Below are 23,413 nucleotides of genomic sequence, written 5' to 3'. Positions count from 1 at the left end.
CAGCAGTGCGGTGTAAATGATGTGTGTGTAATAACACCTGTTCATTGATATACATCATTTGATCTGTCTCTGACTTTCGGCAGAGTGCTTTAATCATTCTTATAACTAAAAACATGCAGACAGGAGTATAAATGTTAGATCTTCTCATTGGTGCAGCCGTTGCCGTCGGCGTCGGGCGCTACATTATCAAGGGGTATTCAGCCACAGGGGTGTTAATGGTCGGGGGTTTACTGCTTCTGATCGTGAGTGTCCTGATGGGCAAAAATATTCTGCCGGCCGCCGCTGTCTCAACCGGCTGGGGCCCGACAAACATCATCGAATACGTTAAATACCTGCTCATGAACCGTGGCGGCGACCTCGGTATGATGATTATGGTGCTGTGTGGTTTTGCCGCCTATATGACGCACATCGGCGCGAACGATGTGGTTATCAAACTGGTGTCCAAACCGCTTCAGGTTGTGAACTCACCTTACATCCTGATGATCGTGGCGTATTTCATTGCCTGCCTGATGTCGCTTGCGGTGTCATCTGCAACCGGTCTGGGTGTGTTACTGATGGCGACTCTGTTCCCGGTAATGGTTAACGTCGGGATCAGCCGTGGCGCGGCAGCCGCTATTTGTGCCTCTCCGGCAGCGATTATTCTCGCACCGACATCCGGTGACGTGGTGATTGCGGCAGAAGCGTCGAATATTGCGCTGAAAGAGTTTGCGTTCAGTCTGACACTGCCGATCTCCATTGTGGCTATTATTGCGATGGCGATTGCTCACTTTTTCTGGCAGCGCTATCTCGATCGCAAAGAAGATATCAAATCTGAAATCCTCGATGTGAAAGAAATCACAACAAATGCGCCGAAATTCTATGCCATTCTGCCATTCCTGCCGATTATCGGCGTGCTGTTGTTTGACGGAAAACCATTCGGCTCCTTCCTCGGAATGGATTTCTTAAAAGGCATCGTTCTGCCTGAGTTGCATATCGTCACGATTATTGTCGGCTGTATTATTCTTTCCGCCATTATTGAATTTGTGCGCGGATTTGACGGCAAGAAAGTCTATGCCGGGCTGGATGTCTGCTATCGCGGTATGGCTGATGCGTTTGCCACGGTTGTTATGCTGTTGGTTGCGGCAGGCGTATTTGCCCAGGGTCTGAGCACGGTCGGTTTTATCTCCGGGCTTATCGATCTTGCGCAATCCTTTGGTTCCGGGGCGATCATCATGATGATTGCACTGGTCATTATTACCATGCTGGCGGCAATGACCACCGGCTCCGGTAATGCGCCGTTCTATGCGTTTGTGGAGCTTATTCCGCGTCTGGCACAGCAAATGGGGATTAACCCGGCGTACCTGGTTATCCCGATGCTTCAGGCATCAAACCTGGGCCGTACCATGTCACCGGTTTCCGGTGTGGTGGTTGCGGTTGCCGGTATGGCGAAAATTTCACCGTTTGAAGTCGTCAAACGCACCTCCGTTCCGGTGCTGGTCGGCTTGCTGGTTGTGATTATCGCGACTGAATTAATGGTACCTGTCGTACTGTAAGCATCAAAAGCCGCGCGGGGTGATCCTGTGCGGTTTTTTTTATCAATACGGATTATGAGGTTGGCTTTGGATAAGATATTTACCGGAGTTGTTGCGGGCACCGCGCTGATTTTAAAAATTGAAGAAAACAATGATCATCTGATTCATATTGTTCAGTTTCCGGAGGATTTACTTCCCGGCTTAATCATCGGTGATTCCGTGTCTTATAACGGCTGTTGCCTGACGGTGGCGGCGATTGATAACAGCCATGTCGGTTTTTATCTCTTTACCGATACATTGCTGAAAACCGCGCTCGGCCGGTTAGTGACCGGGGATTATGTCAATATTGAAAGAGTGGCGGTATAGAAAGAGTGGCAGTACAAAAAGAGTGCAGTACAGAAAGAGTTGCAGTACAGAAAGAAAAAACCTCGTTTTCACGAGGTTTTTATAACGAATAACTGTTAATTACACGCGGTTGAAGGCGAGAACGCGTACTGAGCGCAGGTCAGCCTGTGACTCATCAGCAACTTTCTGAGTAGCTTCTTCTAAAGCAACGAGGGGAGAAACACCCGCGGCAGTTTCTGTGATCTGATGCCCCTGCAAGGTATCTCCGTTACGGGCACGCACTTTGTACGACACAAACCAATAATCCATATCATCACCTGCTTCTGTAATTAATCGTCTAATCACCATAGCGATTTACAGCACCGATTAATGTGACCAAAATCAACCATTTCACTCTCTTCTTGCCGCAGATCTTTTTTTCTCTCTTAATGCTCACAATTCTTAACAGGTAAGTCAGTACAATAAAACAGCATCAATAAAAAACCGCGCAAGTTTCAGGCTTGCGCGGTTTGCCGGAAAGAGAACAGATAATATCAGTTATTATCTAACCATTCGGTGTGGAACACGCCATCTTTATCCGTGCGTTTATAGGTATGCGCGCCGAAATAGTCACGCTGTGCCTGGATAAGATTCGCCGGCAGTACTGCGCTGCGGTAGCTGTCGTAGTATGCGATAGCGGCAGAGAAGGTCGGAGTCGGGATCCCGTGCTGAACGCCGTAGCAGACAACATCACGCAGAGCCTGCTGGTACTCATCAGCAATCTGTGTGAAGTAAGGTGCCAGCAGCAGATTAGCCAGTGCCGGATTTTCAGCATACGCATCAGTGATTTTTTGCAGGAACTGCGCGCGGATAATGCACCCGGCACGGAAGATTTTGGCAATTTCGCCGTAATTCAGATCCCAGTCATATTCATCTGATGCCACACGCAGTTGTGAAAAGCCCTGTGCATAAGACACAATTTTGCCCAGATACAGTGCGCGGCGGACTTTCTCGATAAATTCGCCTTTATCACCGCTGAACGCTGCTGTTTTTGGTCCTTTCAGCACTTTGGATGCTGCAACACGCTGGTCTTTCAGGAAAGAGATATAGCGGGCAAAAACGGATTCAGTAATAAGTGTCAGCGGCACACCCAGATCCAGCGCGCTCTGGCTGGTCCATTTACCGGTACCTTTGTTAGCGGCCTCATCGAGGATCACATCAACCAGGTAGTTGCCGTCTTCATCTTTTTTACGGAAGATATCGGCGGTGATTTCAATCAGGTAGCTGCTCAGTTCGCCTTTATTCCACTCAGTGAACGCCGCTGCCAGTTCATCATTACTGATCCCCAGCGCATTTTTCATGACTGAATACGCTTCTGCGATAAGCTGCATATCGCCGTACTCGATGCCGTTATGTACCATTTTCACATAATGGCCCGCACCGTTTGCGCCGATATAGGTTACACATGGCTCACCATCGACCTGTGCGGCAATCTGTTTCAGGATCGGCGCGACCAGTTCATAGGCTTCTTTTTGTCCGCCCGGCATAATAGAAGGGCCTTTCAGTGCGCCTTCCTCACCACCGGAAACACCGGTACCGATAAAATTAAAGCCCTGTGCAGACAGTTCTTTATTACGGCGGATAGTATCCTGAAAGAAGGTATTACCGCCGTCGATCAGAATATCGCCTTTATCAAGGTGCGGGGTGAGAGACGCGAGTGTTTTGTCAGTCGCTTCACCGGCTTTGACCATCAGTAAAATACGGCGGGGTTTTTCGAGGGAGTCAACAAACTCTTCAATACTGTAGCTGGGAACCAGTTTTTTCCCCGGATTTTCAGCAATCACTTCATCGGTTTTATCTGAAGAGCGGTTGAAGACGGAAACAGAGTAACCGCGGCTTTCGATATTCAGTGCAAGATTACGGCCCATGACGGCCATACCGACAACACCAATTTGTTGTTTGGACATGAAGACTCCTTCAGGATTGATCTGTGATTCGTTAGCTGAGTGTTAATTGCATCACAGTTTAGCGCATGTGACGGCGGCGTGGTAGCGATTGATGCAAACGATAACGTCATAACGCACAGCAGGAACATAAGGGAAAGCAGGGAATTTTCTGTTGCTATTTCAGCGGACAATCCGCATTATTCGTTAGCAGCATAAGCTGTGTGATTAAAAGGTAAAACCAACTGTATGGAATGGATCGCTGATCCGTCGATTTGGGCCGGCCTGGCTACATTAATCGTACTCGAAATCGTTCTTGGTATTGATAACCTCGTTTTCATTGCCATTCTTGCTGATAAACTTCCTCCTGCGCAACGCGACAAAGCCCGCATAACGGGTCTTCTGTGCGCATTAGTCATGCGTATTATTCTGTTGTTCAGCCTCTCCTGGCTTATCACACTGACCACACCGATGTTTACGATGCTCGGGCATCCGTTCAGTGCGCGTGATCTGATCATGCTGATTGGCGGGATATTTCTCCTCTTTAAAGCCACAATGGAACTCAATGAGCGGCTTGAAGGTGAGGATCATAATGACGGCCAGCAGCGGAAAACCTCAAAATTCTGGGCAGTAGTCACACAAATTATCGTGCTGGATGCGGTCTTCTCACTCGACTCCGTGATTACGGCGGTCGGGATGGTGGATCATATCGGCGTTATGGTAACGGCCGTAATTATTGCGATGCTGCTGATGATTTGGGGCAGCCGTCCGCTGACCCGTTTCGTCAATGAACACCCGACTATTGTTATCCTGTGCCTCAGTTTCTTACTGATGATTGGTTTCAGCCTGGTGGCGGAAGGTTTCGGTTATCATATTCCGAAAGGCTACCTTTATGCCGCGATTGGCTTCTCTATCATGATTGAAATGCTCAATCAGGTATCCATGTTTAACCGCCGCAAATATCTGCGGGGTAAAAATTCTCTGCGCCAGCGCACGGCAGAAGCTGTTTTGCGTATTCTGAGCGGCAAGCGCGGATCACCTGAACTGGATAACCGCACCGCCGACCTTATCTCAGATAACCAGGAAATTTTTGACCCTGAAGAGCGCCAGATGATTGTCCGTGTGCTGGGGCTGTCTCAGCGCAACATCAATAGTATTATGACCTCACGCCATGATGTGGAAATGCTGAGCATTGATGCGACGACAGATGAAATCTCGGAGCTGCTGACAAAAAATCCGCACACCCGCGTTGTGATTAAAGGCACAAACGAAGATGACGAACTGCTGGGTGTGGTGCATGTGATTGATTTACTGCATCAGCGTCTGCATCAGGACACCCTGGATTTACGCGCCTTGCTGAAACAGCCGCTTATCTTCCCTGAACAACTCTCACTGCTCAAAGCGCTGGAGCAGTTCCGCCAGGCGCAGACTCACTTTGCCTTTGTGGTGGATGAGTTCGGGTATGTTGAAGGGGTTGTCACCTTAACGGATGTGATGGAAACCATTGCCGGGAATCTGCCGGTAAATGGCGTCGAAAATGACGCGCGCCATGATATTCAGTGTATGGATGATAACAGCTGGATTACCAACGGCTTTATGCCGCTGGAAGATTTAATCAACTATGTGCCGCTGACGCTGGATGAAAAACGTGAATACGAAACAGTTGCCGGATTGCTGATGGAGCATCTGCAACGTCTGCCGAAAGTGGGTGAGCAGATTGAAATCGATGACTGTATATTTGAGCCGCTGGACATTCAGAATCATCGCATCAGCAGGGTAAAAATCACCCTGGCCGATGAGCAGGGCTATAATAAGTAAGCTATTATTCAGCCAGTAACAAAAACACCGCTCCGGCGGTGTTTTTTTATGGTTAAAAAAAAGAAGAAAAAACGGGTAAGAAAGTGACAACGGGTCAGCGGATAATATTGCGCGTAACCCACCAGAACAGCAGAGCAATACTGCTTACACCGGCTCCCAGCAGGCAGATCCCCGACCAGCCGGCAGCACTGTATGTCATTGTTGCACTGATAGCGCCCAGACCACTGCCGGCGGCATAAAACAACATATACGCGCCGGTTAACCGTGCGGGAGCATCACTGCGGGCGCGGAAAATCAGACTCTGATTAGTCACATGCAAAGCCTGTCCGCCCGCATCAAGCAAAATTATCCCGATGATAAGTGCGGTCAGCGAATGACCGGGCATAGAGAGCGGCCACCAGGAAAGCAGCATGATGATCAACGCGTATGCACTTGTCCGCCCGGCATATCCCTGATCCGCCCATTTCCCTGCCCGGGCGGCGATCAGTGCGCCGGATGCACCGGCAAGACCGAATGCCCCGGTGAGGGTATGAGAAAGCTGATAAGGCGGAGCGCTCAGCGGCAATACCAGTGCACTCCAGAAAATACTGAATGAGGCGAACATCAAAAATGCCAGCATACCTCTTATCTGCAATACTTTTTCGCGCAACAGCAGTGTGAACAGGGATGCAATCAGTTGCGGATAACTCAGCTTTTCTGTGGGTTGCGGAACATCAGGCAACCGCCGGAAAAGAGGGATGGCGATCAGTACCATCACAATCGCCGGGAGGAGATAAACAGCCCGCCAGCCCGCAATATCACTGACACCGCCTGAAAAAACACGCGCCAGTAATAAACCGATAAAAACACCGCCCTGTGTTGTCCCGACAACCCGTCCCTGTTCGCCGGGCGCTGCCGCACTTGCAGCATAAGCGATTAATCCCTGTGTCATGGCTGTTCCTGCCAGTCCGGTTGCCAGCATACCGGCAAGCAGCATAAATGCGGATTGTGCCAGCCCGACCACCAGAAGTGCGGCAAGTAACCCGGTAAATTGAATCTGCATTAAAAAACGGCGGTTAAGTTTGTCTCCCAGCGGAACAACAAATAACAGCGCCGCAGCACACCCGAGCTGGGTAGCGGTGATCACACCACCGATTGCAGCCGGACTGACGGAAAAATCCCGCGATAAAATATCCAGCAGTGGCTGGGCGTAATACACATTGGCAACACTCAGACCGGCAGCAACGGCAAACAACCGCGTGAGTGATGCAGAGAGGCGGGACGACGTATTCGAGCAGGATGTTATGTCCATAAGGTGAATAACCAGTTTTAAAATGAAACTGGTTGCAGCCTAATCAATCTGGTTTTAAAATGCAACCAGATTCTTCTGCCACTGATAACAGGATTTACTATGACAACTGTTACTCCCGAATATTGCCCGGTCGCCAGAACACTCAATCTGATAGGTGACCGCTGGTCATTACTCATTATCCGCGATACGTTTGATGGTATCCGCCGGTTTAAAGACTTTCAGCAAAACCTGGGGGTTGCCCGCAATATTCTGTCTGACCGCCTGAAAAAACTGACAGATGCCGGTGTTCTGGAAATGAAACCGGCTTCAGACGGCACGGCCTATCAGGAATATGTCCTGACTGACAAAGGAGAGCATCTTTTTACTGTGATTGTGGCGCTGCGCCAGTGGGGGGAAGATAATTTGTTCGGGGAAGATGAACCGCACTCTGTGTTGGTTGACAAAGCCACCGGCAGACCGGTTCTGCCGGTGGCTTTGGTGACTGAGCGAGGAGATATTTTGTCACCGTCAGAAACAGTGGTGCGCAAAGTCACGCAGTGAAGAGTGTCTCCTGTATTAACGGAGGCACCGGTCAGGCAATTATGTACCATGATGCCTGGTGCATTTGGGCTGGTCATGGGTACTTTCTGTACCGGGGTGTTTGTATTTATAGATACGGCAAGTGGCTTTAAACAGCAATTATGTCTGTTTATATAGAAAATATCCGAATTCACGACTGCATAGTGATAAAAAAAGGCAGTTTAATATTCTTATTATTCGCATCAAAAGTGCTTGTTTGAGTGATAGTAGCTACCGATATTATAAGTTAGTGTGAGATCAGGTATAGGTAATGACTGTAATGTATTGAAATATATTGAAATTGACCTGGGTCAATATGGCTATTTTTCTCTGTTTATTGAAACAGGGAAATATCCACATCTTGATATTGTATTAGTACAGTGTAAAATTAGTATATAAACTTATTACATTGCACTAGTAAAACGAGCATTTTTATAGAACCGAAACTAAACTGATATTATACAAATTATATAATGAGACTTTATTATTTACACAATATAAATTGTGTGGGTGATTATTGCCTGTCGGTTATATAATATCATTATTCTTATCTAAGAAATCTTAAAAATAAAGAAATTGAAAATTTATTTCTTTGTTTTTTACGCTGTGAAAAATAACTTAAAATATGAAAGGAATGGTAATGAAAATTAATAATACTAAATTAAACATAATCTCTGTTGTATTAGGTTTAACATTAGCCGGCGCTGCTTTTGCTGCTCCGCAGACAACATCAATCTCTGGTGGTACTTTTAAATTCCAGGGCGAAGTTGTTGACGCAGCATGTGCTGTTGCAACCAGCGAAAATAATGGTCCTGTCGTACTGAACCAGGTTCGTACAAAAAATTTAGCAGTCAGTGGCGACCTGGGTAACCAGAAAAAACCTTTCTCTATCAGATTAATTGATTGTGACAACTCAGTCAGCGAAAATGTGGCAGTTTCCTATTCTGCACAAACGGATGCGGCTATTCCTGCTGCACTTGCAAATATTGCAAATGGTAATACTGCAAAAAATGTAGCATTACAAATTTTCGGGCCGGATTCTAAGCCATTAGCCACCGGTGTTCAGTCATCATTACTTAAAATTGAAGGTACTGAAGTTATTATCCCGTTAAGTGTTGATTATATTGCTACCGGTGCAGCAACGTCAGGTTCTGTTCGCGGTGAAGCAACATTTATGATTCATTTTTCTTAATAAATAATTTATTCCCTCTTAGTGTTATTAGGGGGGAGTATTTTTATGGCATAGCGACTGGCAGACAACTATATGATGAACATCAATATTAAATTAATAAAAAAAACCTCTGATTACGTTATTGGCCTTATTGAGCATGTCCCCTGTCTTCTCTGTATACGCCAGTGAATATGGTGGTGTTGCATTAGGATCAACCAGGCTGATTTATCCTATTGGTGAAAAACAAATAAATTTACCAATCTCAAATTCGGATAAAAATAAAGTTTTTCTAATTCAGTCATGGGTTAGTAATGAAGACGGAAAAAAAAACGGATGATTTTATAGTTACACCACCATTGTTTACGCTAAACCAAAATAGTGAAAATATTTTACGTATTATTTATGCTGGTGATGAAAACTTACCAACAGATAGAGAAACATTATTTTATCTTAATAGTAAAGCTATTCCTTCAGTCAAAAAAGAAGATATGAACGGAAATTCTTTACAGATAGCGACGCAAAGTGTTATTAAATTATTTATGCGTCCTGCCGGACTTAGTTTTCCGATTGATAAGATCCCGGGCGCCCTGCGTTGCCAGATTAAAGATAATAGTGTGTTAATTGAAAATCCGACACCTTATTATGTAACATTAGTTAATATTAAATCAGGTGCAGAATCTTTACCCGGTACAATGGCATCACCATTTACCACGGTAACATTACCTCTGCCTGCTCATAATAATAAGTCAGTATCATTTCAAACAGTAAATGATTATGGAGCAACGACATCCAGTATTAATTGTCCGTGATAATAAATATAAGGGAGTTCCTGGCATGGCCAGTTCCTCTGTAAATAGTATGAAAAAAATTCTTTAGATATTCTACATTATTTATTGCAATAAACAGTGGACTATGGGTATCTAACGTTTATGCGGATAATTATTTTAATCCCGCATTTTTATCTGATGACACCAGTGCCGTTGCAGACCTTTCTGTTTTTGAAAATGAAAAGAGGCAGCTTCCGGGATCTTATCATGTTGATATTTACCTCAATGATAAATTCATCCGAAGCGGACCATTGAATTTTGCCGCATCGGATGACGCTCCATCCGGACTTCAGGCATGTTTATCATCTGAATTTCTTGTATCACTTGGCATCAGTACTGTTACCGGATCGGATTCAGATAAAAATAAGAATGATTGTGTGAATTTAGGCACCATTATTCCGGACAGCAGCAGTTCTTTTGATTTTGCAAAGCAAAAGCTGAGTCTGAGTATTCCTCAGGCCGCTTTATCCAGCCAGGCTCGCGGATATATTCCGCCTTCACAATGGGATAACGGCATAACAGCGTTGTTAATTAATTATGCATTTAACGGCTCAAACAACAGTGGTAGTAATAGTGCCAATAGCAGCAGTTATTATTTAAGTTTAAATAATGGCGTCAATCTTGGTGCCTGGCGTTTCCGTGACCGTTCGAGTTGGAGTTATCAGAAAAACAAAAACGGAGCAGTCAGTGATAAATGGCAGCATATCAGTACTTATGCAGAGCGTGCTATTGAAAAAATTCAAAGTCAGTTCGTCGTGGGTGATAGTTTTACCCCTTCAGACGTTTTTGATTCACTGAGTTTTCGCGGCGTTCAGGTAATGACAGACGAAAATATGCTGCCGGATAGCCAGAAGGGATTTGCACCGACTATTCATGGTATTGCAAAAACGAATGCTCAGGTCACTGTTAGGCAGAATGGCTATATTATTTATCAGACGTATGTTTCGCCGGGTGCATTTATTATTAATGACCTTTATCCGACATCTTCCGGTGGTGATCTTGACGTCACGGTTAAAGAAAATGACGGACGGACGGAAACGTATAAAGTTGCGTATTCTGCTGTACCGGTGTTACAACGTGAAGGTCAGCTAAAATATGCGGCAACAGTTGCTGAGTTTCGCGGAAATAAAAGTAATCAGACCGCCTCTGTCTTTGGTCAGTTGACATCGGCTTTCGGGATCTCAAATGGTTTTACGTTATACGGCGGTACCCAACTGGCAAAAAATTATCAGTCCGTCGCTATTGGTATCGGAAAAAACCTTAATCAGTTCGGGGCATTTTCTGTCGACATTACCCATGCACGCAGTCATCTTGCAGATGATAGCGATCATCAGGGGCAGTCTCTGCGCTTTCTGTATGCAAAATCACTGAGTGATTACGGCACTAATTTTCAATTGCTAGGTTACCGGTATTCAACGTCAGGCTTTTATACATTGGAAGATACCACCCATAAGATTATGGATGGCTATTCTGATGAAGATAATAATGGTCAGCGATATTTTAATTTACGTCAGAATAAGCGCAGTCGTATACAGGCGAATATTTCCCAGCAACTCGGCGAATATGGCTCAATCTTTTTATCCGGAAGTCTGGAGGATTATTGGGGTACTGCGGAGAAAAACAGGTTGTTACAGGTTGGATTTAATTCAACTTACCATGATATGAACTACAACATCAGCTACAACTATAATAAAAATTCACATAGTGCACAGGCTGACCAAGGGATTGCACTGTCTGTTTCTATCCCGTTAAGTGAATGGTTGTCATCTGAACGGAGTAATAACACTGCCTACGCATCCTACAATATTAATACCAATAATCGCCATAACGTTGTACAAACAGCTGGAATAAACGGCACATTGCTGGAACAAAATAATTTTGGTTACAGTGTTCAGCAGGGGTATACCAATCAAGGTGTCGGCGCGAGCGGAAATATTACCGCAAATTATCAGGGCAGTGTTGCTAATAGTAATGTTGGCTATAATTACAGTGATGGTAGCCGTCAGCTTAATTATGGGTTGGCTGGTGGGATCATTTTACATGAAAATGGTGTAACATTCAGTCAGCCACTGGGAGATACCAATATATTGATCGCCGCCCCCGATGCCGGTGATGTTCTTATTGAGAATTCAGCCGGTGTGCGGACTGACTGGCGGGGATATGCTATTCTCCCTTATGCAAATAACTACCGGCAGAACCGTGTAGCATTAGATCCGAATACACTGGCAACGAATGTCGAGTTACAAGACAGTGTGTTGAACGTCGTTCCGACAAAAGGAGCGATTGTCAGAACACACTTTACGACTAAAGTAGGGAGCCGTGTATTACTGACACTGAGTTATCGTCAGAGCCTGATTCCGTTTGGTGCAATTGTGACTGTTTATGAAGAATCTGCAAATACAGGTATTGTCGGTGATAGTGGTCAGGTTTATCTTTCCGGTTTGTCAGCCGACGGAAAATTACTCGTAAAATGGGGTAATGCGACCACCCAGCAGTGTACAGTTGATTATCAATTACCCGCTGGTAGTGAAAATAAAATCATTACCCGGTTAAAAAGCGAATGTCGATAGAGAGAGTATTATGTCACGTATTATGTCGGTTTTTATAATTATCTTATTTATGTTACCACCGCTGACAGGGTATGCGGGCAATAATGTCAGATTCAATATACCGCCTATATCTTATAGCGGACCGGCTGATAATGTGGGTATAGGTGTACCTATCAGCCAGGGGTGGAGCTCTACTATTGTTCATGAATATATTTGTGACCAAAATATAGAGAAAAGAACTATTGCTACCGCAAAAATAATATCACTTTCACAGCCATTATCTCTGACTGCACATATTGATGGTGTTGATTATCCTATTTATGACACAGGGACCGCAGGGATTGGCTGGGTTATGGGCGTAAAAGACACCCACGCGACTAATTTTACACCATTGAACATCAATGAAAACCAGTGGTACCCAGCTCCCGGAACCGGACCATCATTGCCTCTAAATATCGGAGGATCGTTAAAAATTTACTTGGTGAAAACAAATTCACATTTAGTCAGTGGGAGAACACGGATATCACCTAACAATATTGCAACTATTTATTGCTATTCTGAAAAGGGTGAACTTTTAGATAGCGGTAATATTTCGATTAATTATGTTCCTATTGAGGTTAAAGCAACGGGATGTAGAGTTTTAGGCAATACAGATACATCTATTTCACTCGGTGAGTTTCGTACAGGACAATTTCCTTCTGTCAATAGTACAAAAGGTAATGGAGTCGCTAATACAAATATATCTTGTGATCAAGGTGTTCATGTAGCCGTGACAATTTCGGATCAATCAAATAAAACAAACACAAGTAATATTATCGGGCTCACTCCTGATTCGAAAGCAAAAGGTGTCGGTATTCAGGCACTCTATAATGGAAAAGTTGTCACTTTAGGGCCTGATAGCACCAGTAAAAATAATACGAATCAATTCGAGTTAATCAGTACAACACAAAATAATCAACTTATTCCTTTCCAGCTGGGTTTTCAGTATATACGGACTGGTGATATGAAAGCAGGTAGTGCAAACGGACTTGTCGGAATTACTTTTTCCTATCAGTAGCGGGGGAACAATAATGTCACGTTTTTTATTTTTAAGTGTGTTTTTTTTATTTTTAAGCAATAGTGTAAATGCTGCTGATGTGAGGGTGTCTGTTACAGGAAACATTAAAAATGAAAGCTGCATAATTAATATAAATGATACAAATCAAACGATTACACTAGGTGATTTTCATATCAGAGATTTTCCTCAGGCTGGTAGTACAACAGCGGGTAAGCCACTGAATATAAGATTAACGGATTGTACTGAAACTATCTCTGGTGCGAGCGTTACTTTTACGGGTACGGCGTCCGCTCAATATCCGGAGTTATTGGCAGTATCAGATACAGGTAATGGTACGCTGTTAGCCGGAGGTATTGCCATTGAGATTTTAGATGGCGAGAATGAAAAACCAATCGCCCTTAATATTCTCACCCGACTAAAACCAATAATAAGAGGTGAGAATACATTGAAATATCTTCTGCGTTATAAATCTATCAATAATACAGTAACTGCCGGTGATGCCTCTGCCATTATGTATTTTGATATTATATATCAGTAAGGGGAGTAGTATGCGTTATTTATACCTTTTATTTATGTTAATGGTGATGTTCACTTCAGCCGGATATGCGAATGTAGTAAAGATAAAGGGCAAGATACTGAGTAATGTTTGTGCTGTCTCAGTACCTGATGCTCTTATTGATATGAAAAGTGTTTCAGTAAAAGAATTACAGGCACGTAGCCGCGGGCAGTTTATTCCCTTTACTATCCACTTAATTAATTGCGGTAGTGATGTCAGTGGTGTTTCTGTTGAACTTCAGGGAGAGCGGGATAATGCTAATACTGATTTACTCAAAGTTCCGCAAAGTATAAATGGTGCAACCGGGGTTGCTATTGCTTTTTATGACGATAAACAACGCGTATTACCACTTTTCAGCCAAAGTGATATTTTTCCTTTAGTTGCAAATATAAATGAAAAAAAAATTACCGCTCCAGGTTCGCTATGAAACAAACGGAGATGTGCTGAAACCCGGGAGGGCTGATAGTACCGCAACATTAATTCTGCATTACAACTGATGATGGTTTATATGAAAGTATATGTTTTTTTCTGCCTCAGTTTATTCATTATATCCGCCGGGAATGCCGGTGTTGTTGTTAATGGAACCCGCTTTATTTATCCGGCAGAGCAACAAAGTATAAGTATTGGTGTACGTAATACAGAAGATGCGCCTTTTTTAGTAAAAAGCAGGGTATTAACAACAGGGCTGCAAGATGCGGATACATTTCTTATTACTCCTCCGTTGTTCTCTTTACATTCGCTGGAAGAAAATAAAATTCGCATTTTATATACCGGTGAAGCACTGGCGAAGGATCGGGAAACTTTATTTTATGTGGTTATTAGTGCAATACCGTCAGGTAAAGCAGGAGCTAACCAGATTCAGGTCGCCATACGTTCCCGGTTTAATCTTTATTATCGCCCTGACGGACTTCCCGGCAAATCAGATAGTGCCTATGAAAAAATTGAAGTTACCCGCACTGATACGAAACTGTTATTGCGTAACCCGACACCTTATTATGTCACGTTGCTTCAATTTACAATTGAAGGTTCTCTCCGGCCTGCAACAATGATAGCACCATTTTCGGTATCAGCCGTGGCGTCAGACTGTCCGCCAAAAGCGGGCTGCCGTATTCAGTGGCAAACCCTGAATGATGAAGGTGCACTGTTAGTGCCTGTTCAGAAAACTATTTTTTAAAGATAGATTATCCCGCTGCTATCACGCGATAATCTTGCTGCAAGTACGAGCCTGCAACACGCGTGAGGCAATCTGAACCATAGTGTCATTGACTTCATCAAGCCAGTGATGGATTTGTTCAGTACTGAGATGCATTGCCGGGCAGTCTCTGTCCTGCTGGTTATTTTCTTCCAGAAGAAGCACCAGCTCAGTATCCAGCAGGGATTGCATCATATCAATCCACAGACCAATCTGGTGGTTCAGTGGTTTTCCTGCCGGAGATGTGAGGCAGTAGCGGTTCATCCGCTCACTGTCGGTATACTGATAATCATCACGCAGCGCCAGACGCTCCGCCAGTGTGGCAGTCAGCGGTTCAGACAGCGGGGTACCGAGGCAGGTGAAATTGTACGTATCTTCGCGGGAAAAAAGGGTGTCATCAAGGCGGATTTGTTGCTCTTCATAGTGTACCAGCACTTCGCGCAGCAGGGCGCTGACCGCAAAAAAGTGATCGGTTTTATGAAACTGACTGCCGTTCAGATAAGGTGCGCTCAACTGCTGGCGCAGTGATCGCTCATCTTCTTCCGGCGAGCTGACAAAACGTGGCCGCGACTTCTGTGTTTTAAACCACCGGCGCCAGCGGTGGCGCGACAGATAAATCAGTAAGCTGAGTAATAATACATAGTAAACAGTATCTAAAAGTTCATCCTGCATAAGCGCCTTCCCAAGCAAAAATTACAGTTCACGACGGACAAACGACATAATATCAGGATCAGCAATCCGCTGATAATCCTGAGTATTTAAAATAACAGAGCACTCAAGGCTGCCGGCATTAAACGCCAGTTCACTGAAACGTTCAAACAGCATCGGGTCAGCAACCAGGCGGAGACCGGGATGAAAACTGAACGGCGGAATAGCACCAAAAACACAGTTCGTCAGTTCAGTTGTCTCTTTCGGACTGGCGAGAGAGGCACGGGTGCCGCCGACCTTTTTTGCCAGTGCCTGTAAATCTGCCTGTTGATCTGACGGCAAAATGGCAAGGACATACTGACGCAATCCGTTTCCTTTAACATGACATACAAGGGCTTTAGCACCCTGTCCGTGGTGCGTTCCGCGGGCTTTGGCAACCTCTTCGGTTTTTCCGGCGGATGCATGCTCAACCACACGGTAGCGGGCGTGGTTTTCATCCAGCCGGGCTGTCAGTTTCTCAAAAACAGGGTTGATCATACTTATTATCCCTTTATCTCTGTTGCTGCACTCCAGCTTATTATAATGGGTTATGGCAACAAAAACAGCGGACAAAAAAGGATTTGTCCGGCGTTATTAATTACCGGTGACGGGATTTGAGTTTTTCAATAACTGTCTGTAAATCGAGATCCGCATCCTGAAGCAACACCAGCAGGTGATAGATAAGGTCGGCGGATTCACTGGTCAGTTCGGCTTTGTCTCTGACGGTTGCCGCCAGTGCGGTTTCCACGCCTTCCTCACCGACTTTCTGTGCGATCCGTTTTGTGCCGCTGGCGTACAGTTTTGCGGTATAAGAGCTGTCCGGGTCGGCGGTTTTTCGTGATTTAATCACCGACTCCAGTTCATACAGGAAGCCCTGTGCTGTCTGCGCCGGGGCAAAACAACTGGTTGTGCCCTGATGACAGGTGGGACCAACAGGGTCAACCAGTGCAAGCAGCGTGTCGTTATCACAATCTTTAAACACATCCACCAGATTGAGAAAATTCCCCGAGGATTCACCTTTGGTCCACAGCCGCTGTTTGGTGCGCGAAAAAAATGTCACGCGTTTTTCACTGAGGGTTTTATCCAGTGCGGCGCGGTTCATATAGCCCAGCATCAGCACATCACCGGAGACTGCATGTTGTACGATAACCGGCATTAAATCCCCGGTTTTCTGCCAGTCGAGTTGTGCGATTTCCTGTTCCGTGAGCATGGCTTATAACTCCTGTGTTCTGACAACAATACCGGCGCGGGCAAGTTCGCGTTTGAGTTCGCCGATATTAATAATCTGTTTGTGGAATACGGAGGCAGCAAGTGCGCCATCCACATTGGTTTTTAAAAACGCATCGCGGAAATGGTCAATCTGACCGGCTCCGCCGGAGGCTATCAGCGGCACCTGACACACTTCACGGACTTTCGCGAGCTGCACCAGATCGTAACCGTTACGCACGCCGTCCTGATTCATCATATTCAGAACAATTTCACCCGCGCCGCGTTTCTGGACTTCTTTCACCCAGTCAAGCGTGTTCCATGTGGTGGCAACAGTGCGTTTTTCATCACCGGTAAACTGGTACACATGATAATTTCCGGTTTCTTCATCGTGCCAGGTATCAATACCGACCACAATACACTGCACGCCGAAACGATCGGCGAGACGCGTGATAAGTGACGGGTCGGCAAGTGCCGGGGAGTTGACCGAGATTTTGTCCGCGCCGAAATTGAGGATAGCGGCGGCATCTTCGGTACTGCGGATCCCGCCTGCCACACAGAACGGAATATCAATCACTTCCGCCACTTTGGCGACCCAGCTTTTATCCACCACGCGTCCGTCAGATGAGGCGGTAATATCATAAAACACCAGTTCGTCCGCGCCTTCCTGTGCATAGCGCCGGGCGAGAGGCACAATATCGCCGATAATTTCGTGATTACGGAACTGCACCCCTTTAACCACTTGTCCGTCGCGAACATCCAGGCAGGGAATTATGCGTTTTGCCAGCATGAGATTGCCTCCGGTAACGTCATTTTGCCGTCGAGCAGTGCGCGCCCGACGATCACACCGGCAACGCCGGTTGCAGGCAGCGGCGCGATATCACTCAGTCCGCCGATGCCGCCGGATGCCTGAAAAGCGATATCCGGGAATGCCGCACAGATTTCCCGGTACAGCGCGACATTGGAGCCTGCCAGAGTGCCGTCTTTTGAGATATCGGTACACAAAACGTGGCGCAGACCGACAGAGGAAAAATCGCGGATAACCGCTTCCAGAGTCTGTTGCGAATCTTCCTGCCAGCCGCTGATGGCAATGCGTTTTTGTCCGTCAGCACTGATGCGCACATCCAGCGCCAGCACAATGCGCTCAGTACCATAGCGCTCAAACCAGGCTTTAACCATTGCCGGAGAGCGGATAGCGGTGGAGCCGATAACCACGCGGGCGGCACCCGCATCAAACAGTGCGGTGACATCCTCCTCAGTACGAATTCCGCCGCCGACCTGAACCGGTACACTGACGCCCGCAAGCAGGGTTTTCAGTAACGGGATCTGGCGTTTTGCCGGGTCTTTCGCGCCGGTCAAATCCACAAGGTGCAGTAATGTCGCACCTTCGCGCTCATACGCCTGTAAACGGCTGAGCGGATCCGCGCCGTAATCGCGCTGCTTTGCATAATCGCCCTGGTGAAGGCGCACAACTTGTCCGTCGATTAAATCCAGTGCCGGAATGATCATAAGGCATCCATCTCCAGAAAATTTTTAATCAGTGTTATCCCTGTTTTGCCCGAGCGCTCGGGGTGAAATTGTACCCCGTAAAAGTTATCGCGGCGCAGGATACTGGTGAAGGTATCGCCGTAAGTGGTGGTGGCGATCGTCGCGTCACTCACCGGACAGGCGTAACTGTGAACAAAATAGAAATAACTCTGTGGTGCGATATCGCGGAACAATGGCGAATCAGCAGTAAAATCTACCGTGTTCCAGCCCATGTGCGGCACCGGCAGACCCTGCGGGGTCATTTTCCTGACCGGGGTATCAATCAGCCCGAGCAGAGGGATATTGTTTTCTTCGCTGGTGGCAGCGAGAAGCTGCATTCCCAGACAGATGCCGAGCACCGGTTGTGTCAGTGCGCGGATCGTGCTGATAAGCCCGCGCTCAGCCAGATTTTCCATCGCCGCACCCGCAGTACCGACGCCGGGCAGAAATACTTTGTCTGCCTGACGGATAAGGTTGCTGTCTGCGGTGACCACCGGCTTGTAGCCCAGGCGCTCAATCGCATAGCGGACGGACGCGATATTGGCGCAGCCGGTGTCGGTAATGACAATGTTCATCACAACACCCCTTTCGAGCTGGGCAGGACATCCCCTTCCACGCGGATAGCCTGGCGCAGTGTTCGTCCGAAGACTTTAAACAGGCTTTCGGCGCGGTGGTGATCGTTTTTCCCTTTGGTTTTCAGGTGCAATGTACAGCCCATGGTGTAGGAGAGGGAGCTGAAAAAGTGCTCTATCATCTCTGTACTCAGGTCACCGACACGCTGAAATTTAAAATCCGCTTTGTATTCAAGGTGAGGACGCCCGGAGATATCCAACGCACAGCGGGCGAGACATTCATCCATTGGCAGGGTGAATCCGAAACGGGTGATCCCGCGCTTATCACCAAGTGCCAGTTTCAGCGCTTCGCCGAGTGCCAGCCCGGTATCTTCCACTGAGTGATGATCGTCAATCACCAGGTCGCCGCTGACCTGAATATTGAGCTGGAATCCGCCGTGGGTCGCAATCTGATCCAGCATGTGATCAAAGAAACCCACACCGGTGCGGATAGTGCTGCCGCCTTCGCGGTCAAGCCAGACTTCGGTCACAATATCCGTCTCTTTTGTTTTACGCTCTATGCGGCTGTAGCGGTCACGGCGCGTAAGCTGCTCTGCGATACTGTTCCAGTCCATGCCCGGCTGACCATAACGCAGACCGGTTATTCCCATATTTTCCGCGAGCTGAATATCAGTTTCGCGATCGCCGATGACATAGCTGTTCTGTGGATCTATCACGCCCGGCAGCAGATAGTTTTTCACCAGGGTGATTTTAGGTTTGCGGCAGTTGCAGCTATCCGCCGGTTTGTGCGGACAAATCAGTACTTCATCAAAGGTAATACCCTGTGAGGTAAAAACCTGCATCATCAGCTGGTGCGGTGCGTCAAAATCAGCCTGCGGGAAGCTTTCTGTGCCCAGCCCGTCCTGATTTGTCACCATCACAAAGCGGTATCCGGCGGCTTTCAGTTTCAGCAGCGCGGGGATAACATTTTCCTCAAAAACCAGTTTATCAAGCCGGTCTACCTGGAAATCCACCGGTGGTTCGCTGATCAGAGTGCCGTCGCGGTCAATAAATAAGACTTTCTGTGTCATGATATCCGTCGTCCTCAGATTAAGGCATTTTAAGGGTGGCGATAGCGGCAATTACCCGCAGACATTCTGCACGGGTACCGATGGTAATACGCAGGCAGTCATCCAGTCCGCGTTGTCTGCGCTGGTCGCGCAAAATGATCCCGTCATTCCACAGGCTGCGGAACACCCGCTCAGACTCCCGGAACCGCACGAGGATATAGTTGGTTTCACTCGGGAAAATGGTTTCTGTCAGCGGCAGTTTACTCAGCTCGTCGCACAGCATCTGCCGGTTGCGGCAGTTTTCTGCCACCCGCTCACGCATCACCTCAATACCTTCCGGCAGCAGTGCCTGCGCTGCAATCGCGGCAACCGGCGAGGAGAGCGGATAAGGTGCGATCACTTTCATCAGCACATTAATAATCTCCGGCGATGAGAGGGTAAAACCACAGCGCAACCCCGCCAGTGCAAAGGCTTTGGAGAGTGTGCGCAGAATAACCAGGTTCGGATACTCTTTCAGCCATGACGCGACACTGAACTGCGGGCAGAACTCAATATAGGCTTCATCAATAACAATCAGCGCCCGGTTATTCACGATTTCAAACAGATAGCGCAGATCCTGTTCGCGGACAGGATTACCGGTCGGGTTGTTCGGGTGACAGACATACAGCAGTTTTACGCCGTGTAGATTGGCAGCGATGCTGTCTAAATCCAACTGCCAGCCATCCAGCGTCGGGACGATTTTCTGAGGAATACCAAAGGTTTCTGCGCTGACGCTGTACATGCCGTAGGTCGGCGGGCAGTACATCACGGCATCCTGTCCCGGCTCACAAAAGGCACGGATCAGCAGTTCAATACTTTCATCGGCACCGCGCCCGGCTATCACCTGATCAGGATTAACCCCCGCATAAGCGGCATAGCGGTTAATGACATCGGCGGGCTGACACTCCGGATAGCGGTTCAGGTTGCGATCGGTAAAGGCGAAATCGGGTGCCTGCGGGTATTCGTTGGCGTTCAGCCAGACATCCCCGTTGCCGCCCAGACGGCGCGCCGACATGTACGGGGTCAGTAATTGCACATTTTCGCGGGCCATATCCATTGCACTGAATGGTTTGTTCATTATTTTTTCTCCTCAGAGCGCAGGGCGTTCATGCGCAGTGTCACGGCATTTTTGTGCGCGGTGAGTAACTCAGCGGCGGCTAAGGTTTCAACGGCATGCGCCAGACCGGCCAACCCGGCAGGGGTTAATTTCTGCACTGTCATGCGTTTCATAAAATCAGCCAGACCCAGGCTTGAATAGGTTGAGGTATAGCCGTAGGTCGGTAATACGTGATTGGTGCCGGAGGCGTAATCACCAGCCGATTCCGGCGACCAGTCACCGAGGAAAACCGATCCCGCGCTGTCGATAGCAGGAAGCAGGGCATCCGGGTCGCGGGTCTGAATAATTAAGTGCTCCGGACCATACTGATTGCTGATCGCCACACAGGTATCCAGGTCGCGGGCAATAATAATCCGGCTGGCGGCGAGAGCCTGACGGGCAATCTCTTTGCGTGATAACAATGCCAGTTGCTTGTTGGTTTCTTCTGTCACCCGCAGCGCCAGCGTTTCATCCGGCGTGACCAGCACAACCTGAGAATCCGGACCGTGTTCGGCCTGAGAGAGCAAATCGGCTGCCACAAACGCCGGGTTTGCACCGCTGTCCGCGATCACCAGCACTTCTGAAGGACCAGCCGGCATATCAATCGCTGCGCCGCCGATAGCCTGGCTGACCTGACGTTTTGCTTCTGTTACATACGCATTGCCCGGTCCGAAAATTTTATCTGTTTTCGTGATACTTTCTGTCCCGAACGCCATAGCGGCAATGGCCTGCGCACCACCGACCTGATAAATCGTTTCCACACCACATAATTGCGCGGCATATAAAATTTCATCAGCAACCGGCGGCGGGGAGCACAGAATTATCCGGCGGCAACCGGCGATTTTTGCCGGTATTGCCAGCATCAGCACCGTTGAGATAAGCGGCGCGCTGCCGCCCGGGATATACAGCCCGACACTGTCCACCGGACGTGTAACCAATTGGCAACTGACGCCGGGCTGGGTTTCCACATCAATAACCTGCGGAATTTGTGCTTCATGGAAACAGGTAATATTGCGTTTCGCGGTCGCTATTGCCGTTTTCAGGTCATCCGTCAACCGGTCTGCGGCAGCGGCGATATCGGCGGCACTGATTTGCAGTTCAGTTATCTGTGTTTTATCAAAGCGGGCGCTCAGTTCCCGCAGTGCGGTATCACCCTGTTGGCGCACATCACTGATAATGTCAGTCACCACGCGGCTGATATCAGCGGACGCCGCCATTGCCGGGCGCAGAAGAACATCCGTCTGTTGCTGTGTATTCAGTTCTTCCCAGCGGATCAGGGTATTAAAGATAGTTGCGGGCATCAGTGTCACTCCATCATTTTTTCAATCGGCAGAACCAGAATGGAGCTGCACCCGAGTGCTTTCAGTTTCTCCATGGTTTCCCAGAACAGGGTTTCACTGCTGACCATGTGCATTGCCAGCAGATCCGGCTCTCCGGCGAGCGGCAGCAGGGTCGGGCGCTCAGCTCCCGGCAGCAGAGCTATCACATCATCCAGGCGGTTCGCCGGGGCGTGCATCATGATGTATTTGGACTCACGCGCCTGAATAACGCCGCAGATACGGGTCATCATCTTGTCGATAAGCTGTTGTTTTTCTTCTGCCATTTTGCCGTCTCGCTGGATAAGACAGGCTTTGGAGCGGTAAATCACTTCCACTTCGCGCAGTCCGTTTGCTTCGAGTGTGGCACCGGTGGAAACCAGATCACAGATGGCATCAGCCAGCCCGGCGCGCGGGGCAACTTCCACAGAGCCGTTCAGCAGGCAGGATTTGAAAGGAATGCCTTTCTGGTCTAAATAGCGCTTGAGCAGGAACGGGTAAGAGGTTGCGATGCGGCTGTCCTGAAGACATTCAACGCCGCTGTAATTAAAATCCACAGGTGCGGCGAGAGCAAGGCGGCAGGTGCCGAAGTCCAGGCGGCGCAGTGTGAAATAGCGCGGGTTTTGTCCCTGAGCCTGACGGCTTAATAATTCCTCTTCCAGTACGTTTTCCCCGATAATACCGAGATCAACCACACCATCCATCACCAGTCCCGGGATATCGTCATCGCGGACACGCAGAATATCGATTGGCATATTTTCGGCGAAAGCTATCAGGCGCTGCTGTTGTAAATTAATTTTTATGCCGCAGCGTGACAGCAACTCGCGGGAATCTTCACTTAAACGACCTGACTTCTGAATGGCTATCCGTAAGCGCGATTTATCTAACATTTTGATTATCCTTTAATTTTATTATTCTCCGGGTATAAAAAAACCCCCGGAAGGTTAGCTTCCGGGGGTTCTCTTTTGCACGCATGCCACCGGAAGACTTTACATAGTCTTCCAGCACCAATTGCCTGAAAGACTAGTCAGGATGATGGTGATGGTGATGGCTGAACTGAATGCGTGTCATGGTAATCTCTCACTGTTGATTTAGTTGTCATCATGAATACTATTGCTATGAAT

The 23,413-nt window shown here is 47.6% G+C and carries 25 protein-coding genes, 1 pseudogene and 1 other annotated feature; of the genes and pseudogenes, 12 read left to right on the top strand and 14 right to left on the bottom strand.

Annotated elements, in window-relative coordinates:
* Window positions 1–131: 131 nt before the first annotated feature.
* Both dcuC and AYY16_RS08015 read left to right on the top strand, forming a co-directional pair.
* Window positions 132–1,532, top strand: a complete 1,401-nt coding sequence (gene dcuC, locus AYY16_RS08020; RefSeq protein ID WP_067364295.1) for an anaerobic C4-dicarboxylate transporter DcuC — start codon at window positions 132–134, stop codon at window positions 1,530–1,532.
* Between the two features lie 66 nt (window positions 1,533–1,598).
* A complete protein-coding gene (locus AYY16_RS08015; RefSeq protein WP_067364972.1) occupies window positions 1,599–1,877 on the top strand; it encodes a riboflavin synthase in 279 nt (92 codons plus the stop codon).
* Between the two features lie 99 nt (window positions 1,878–1,976).
* Here AYY16_RS08015 and AYY16_RS08010 read toward each other — a convergent pair whose 3' ends face one another.
* Window positions 1,977–2,165 carry a hypothetical protein gene (locus AYY16_RS08010; RefSeq protein ID WP_223861113.1) on the bottom strand — a complete coding sequence of 63 codons (189 nt, stop codon included), beginning with the start codon at window positions 2,163–2,165 and terminating at the stop codon, window positions 1,977–1,979.
* Between the two features lie 224 nt (window positions 2,166–2,389).
* The gene (gene gndA / locus AYY16_RS08005) at window positions 2,390–3,802 is read right to left on the bottom strand and encodes an NADP-dependent phosphogluconate dehydrogenase (RefSeq protein ID WP_067364286.1); all 1,413 of its coding nucleotides are present in this window, start codon (window positions 3,800–3,802) and stop codon (window positions 2,390–2,392) included.
* 225 nt (window positions 3,803–4,027) lie between these two features.
* Between gndA and AYY16_RS08000 the strand changes: the two genes are divergently transcribed.
* Complete coding sequence (locus AYY16_RS08000) at window positions 4,028–5,596, top strand: TerC family protein (protein WP_067364283.1); 1,569 nt, start codon at window positions 4,028–4,030, stop codon at window positions 5,594–5,596.
* Window positions 5,597–5,690: 94 nt separating this feature from the next.
* Here AYY16_RS08000 and AYY16_RS07995 read toward each other — a convergent pair whose 3' ends face one another.
* Window positions 5,691–6,887: an MFS transporter gene (locus tag AYY16_RS07995; protein WP_067364279.1), complete on the bottom strand. Its 1,197-nt coding sequence runs from the start codon at window positions 6,885–6,887 to the stop codon at window positions 5,691–5,693.
* A 99-nt stretch (window positions 6,888–6,986) separates the two neighbouring features.
* Between AYY16_RS07995 and AYY16_RS07990 the strand changes: the two genes are divergently transcribed.
* The 9 genes and pseudogenes from AYY16_RS07990 to AYY16_RS07955 all read left to right on the top strand — a co-directional run bounded on the left by AYY16_RS07990 (window position 6,987) and on the right by AYY16_RS07955 (window position 14,779).
* Window positions 6,987–7,427 (top strand): winged helix-turn-helix transcriptional regulator, encoded by a 441-nt coding sequence (locus AYY16_RS07990; RefSeq protein ID WP_067364276.1) that lies wholly within the window; start codon window positions 6,987–6,989, stop codon window positions 7,425–7,427.
* A 658-nt stretch (window positions 7,428–8,085) separates the two neighbouring features.
* Entirely contained in the window at window positions 8,086–8,637 is a 552-nt protein-coding gene (locus tag AYY16_RS07985; protein WP_067364273.1) for a fimbrial protein, read from the top strand.
* 136 nt (window positions 8,638–8,773) lie between these two features.
* Window positions 8,774–9,113: pseudogene (locus AYY16_RS21005) on the top strand (fimbria/pilus periplasmic chaperone); the annotation flags it as partial.
* On the top strand, window positions 9,105–9,425 hold the full coding sequence (locus AYY16_RS21000; RefSeq protein WP_328585669.1) for a fimbrial biogenesis chaperone: 321 nt from the start codon (window positions 9,105–9,107) through the stop codon (window positions 9,423–9,425). The pseudogene AYY16_RS21005 and the gene AYY16_RS21000, both read left to right, overlap by 9 nt.
* Before the next feature lie 83 nt (window positions 9,426–9,508).
* Complete coding sequence (locus tag AYY16_RS07975) at window positions 9,509–12,013, top strand: fimbrial biogenesis usher protein (protein WP_067364270.1); 2,505 nt, start codon at window positions 9,509–9,511, stop codon at window positions 12,011–12,013.
* A 10-nt stretch (window positions 12,014–12,023) separates the two neighbouring features.
* On the top strand, window positions 12,024–13,049 hold the full coding sequence (locus tag AYY16_RS07970; protein ID WP_067364267.1) for a fimbrial protein: 1,026 nt from the start codon (window positions 12,024–12,026) through the stop codon (window positions 13,047–13,049).
* 13 nt (window positions 13,050–13,062) lie between these two features.
* Window positions 13,063–13,587, top strand: coding sequence for a fimbrial protein (locus AYY16_RS07965; RefSeq protein WP_067364264.1), 525 nt, complete (start codon window positions 13,063–13,065; stop codon window positions 13,585–13,587).
* Window positions 13,588–13,597: 10 nt separating this feature from the next.
* Window positions 13,598–14,032 (top strand): fimbrial protein, encoded by a 435-nt coding sequence (locus AYY16_RS07960; RefSeq protein ID WP_067364261.1) that lies wholly within the window; start codon window positions 13,598–13,600, stop codon window positions 14,030–14,032.
* Window positions 14,033–14,113: 81 nt separating this feature from the next.
* Window positions 14,114–14,779 carry a fimbrial biogenesis chaperone gene (locus AYY16_RS07955; RefSeq protein WP_067364969.1) on the top strand — a complete coding sequence of 222 codons (666 nt, stop codon included), beginning with the start codon at window positions 14,114–14,116 and terminating at the stop codon, window positions 14,777–14,779.
* 21 nt (window positions 14,780–14,800) lie between these two features.
* Here the strand turns inward: AYY16_RS07955 and AYY16_RS07950 are convergent, their stop codons facing one another.
* From AYY16_RS07950 to hisL, 11 genes are all read right to left on the bottom strand, one after another.
* Window positions 14,801–15,469: a hypothetical protein gene (locus tag AYY16_RS07950; protein ID WP_067364258.1), complete on the bottom strand. Its 669-nt coding sequence runs from the start codon at window positions 15,467–15,469 to the stop codon at window positions 14,801–14,803.
* Window positions 15,470–15,490: 21 nt separating this feature from the next.
* Entirely contained in the window at window positions 15,491–15,982 is a 492-nt protein-coding gene (locus tag AYY16_RS07945) for a YbaK/prolyl-tRNA synthetase associated domain-containing protein (RefSeq protein WP_067364255.1), read from the bottom strand.
* Between the two features lie 100 nt (window positions 15,983–16,082).
* Window positions 16,083–16,694, bottom strand: coding sequence for a bifunctional phosphoribosyl-AMP cyclohydrolase/phosphoribosyl-ATP diphosphatase HisIE (hisIE, locus tag AYY16_RS07940; protein ID WP_067364253.1), 612 nt, complete (start codon window positions 16,692–16,694; stop codon window positions 16,083–16,085).
* 3 nt (window positions 16,695–16,697) lie between these two features.
* Window positions 16,698–17,480, bottom strand: a complete 783-nt coding sequence (gene hisF, locus AYY16_RS07935) for an imidazole glycerol phosphate synthase subunit HisF (RefSeq protein ID WP_067364250.1) — start codon at window positions 17,478–17,480, stop codon at window positions 16,698–16,700.
* The gene (gene hisA / locus AYY16_RS07930; protein ID WP_067364247.1) at window positions 17,462–18,199 is read right to left on the bottom strand and encodes a 1-(5-phosphoribosyl)-5-[(5-phosphoribosylamino)methylideneamino]imidazole-4-carboxamide isomerase; all 738 of its coding nucleotides are present in this window, start codon (window positions 18,197–18,199) and stop codon (window positions 17,462–17,464) included. The genes hisF and hisA overlap by 19 nt, the downstream gene beginning before the upstream one ends.
* Window positions 18,196–18,792: an imidazole glycerol phosphate synthase subunit HisH gene (hisH, locus tag AYY16_RS07925; RefSeq protein ID WP_067364244.1), complete on the bottom strand. Its 597-nt coding sequence runs from the start codon at window positions 18,790–18,792 to the stop codon at window positions 18,196–18,198. Before hisH ends, hisA begins: the two co-directional genes overlap by 4 nt.
* Window positions 18,792–19,859 (bottom strand): bifunctional histidinol-phosphatase/imidazoleglycerol-phosphate dehydratase HisB, encoded by a 1,068-nt coding sequence (gene hisB, locus AYY16_RS07920; protein ID WP_067364241.1) that lies wholly within the window; start codon window positions 19,857–19,859, stop codon window positions 18,792–18,794. The genes hisH and hisB overlap by 1 nt, the downstream gene beginning before the upstream one ends.
* Before the next feature lie 19 nt (window positions 19,860–19,878).
* On the bottom strand, window positions 19,879–20,955 hold the full coding sequence (hisC, locus tag AYY16_RS07915; protein ID WP_067364236.1) for a histidinol-phosphate transaminase: 1,077 nt from the start codon (window positions 20,953–20,955) through the stop codon (window positions 19,879–19,881).
* Window positions 20,955–22,274 carry a histidinol dehydrogenase gene (hisD, locus tag AYY16_RS07910; RefSeq protein WP_067364966.1) on the bottom strand — a complete coding sequence of 440 codons (1,320 nt, stop codon included), beginning with the start codon at window positions 22,272–22,274 and terminating at the stop codon, window positions 20,955–20,957. The genes hisC and hisD overlap by 1 nt, the downstream gene beginning before the upstream one ends.
* A gap of 5 nt (window positions 22,275–22,279) precedes the next feature.
* Entirely contained in the window at window positions 22,280–23,179 is a 900-nt protein-coding gene (hisG, locus tag AYY16_RS07905) for an ATP phosphoribosyltransferase (RefSeq protein ID WP_067364234.1), read from the bottom strand.
* Between the two features lie 34 nt (window positions 23,180–23,213).
* Window positions 23,214–23,337: a sequence feature (His leader region), on the bottom strand.
* Window positions 23,313–23,360: a his operon leader peptide gene (gene hisL, locus AYY16_RS20205; protein WP_101495319.1), complete on the bottom strand. Its 48-nt coding sequence runs from the start codon at window positions 23,358–23,360 to the stop codon at window positions 23,313–23,315. (Overlaps the previous feature by 25 nt.)
* Window positions 23,361–23,413 lie beyond the last annotated feature (53 nt).

Origin of the sequence: Morganella psychrotolerans, assembly GCF_001676155.1 — a bacterium.
GTDB lineage: Bacteria > Pseudomonadota > Gammaproteobacteria > Enterobacterales > Enterobacteriaceae > Morganella > Morganella psychrotolerans.
Note: the sequence above shows the minus strand (reverse complement) of the source record. Positions and strands in the feature narration are given on the sequence as shown.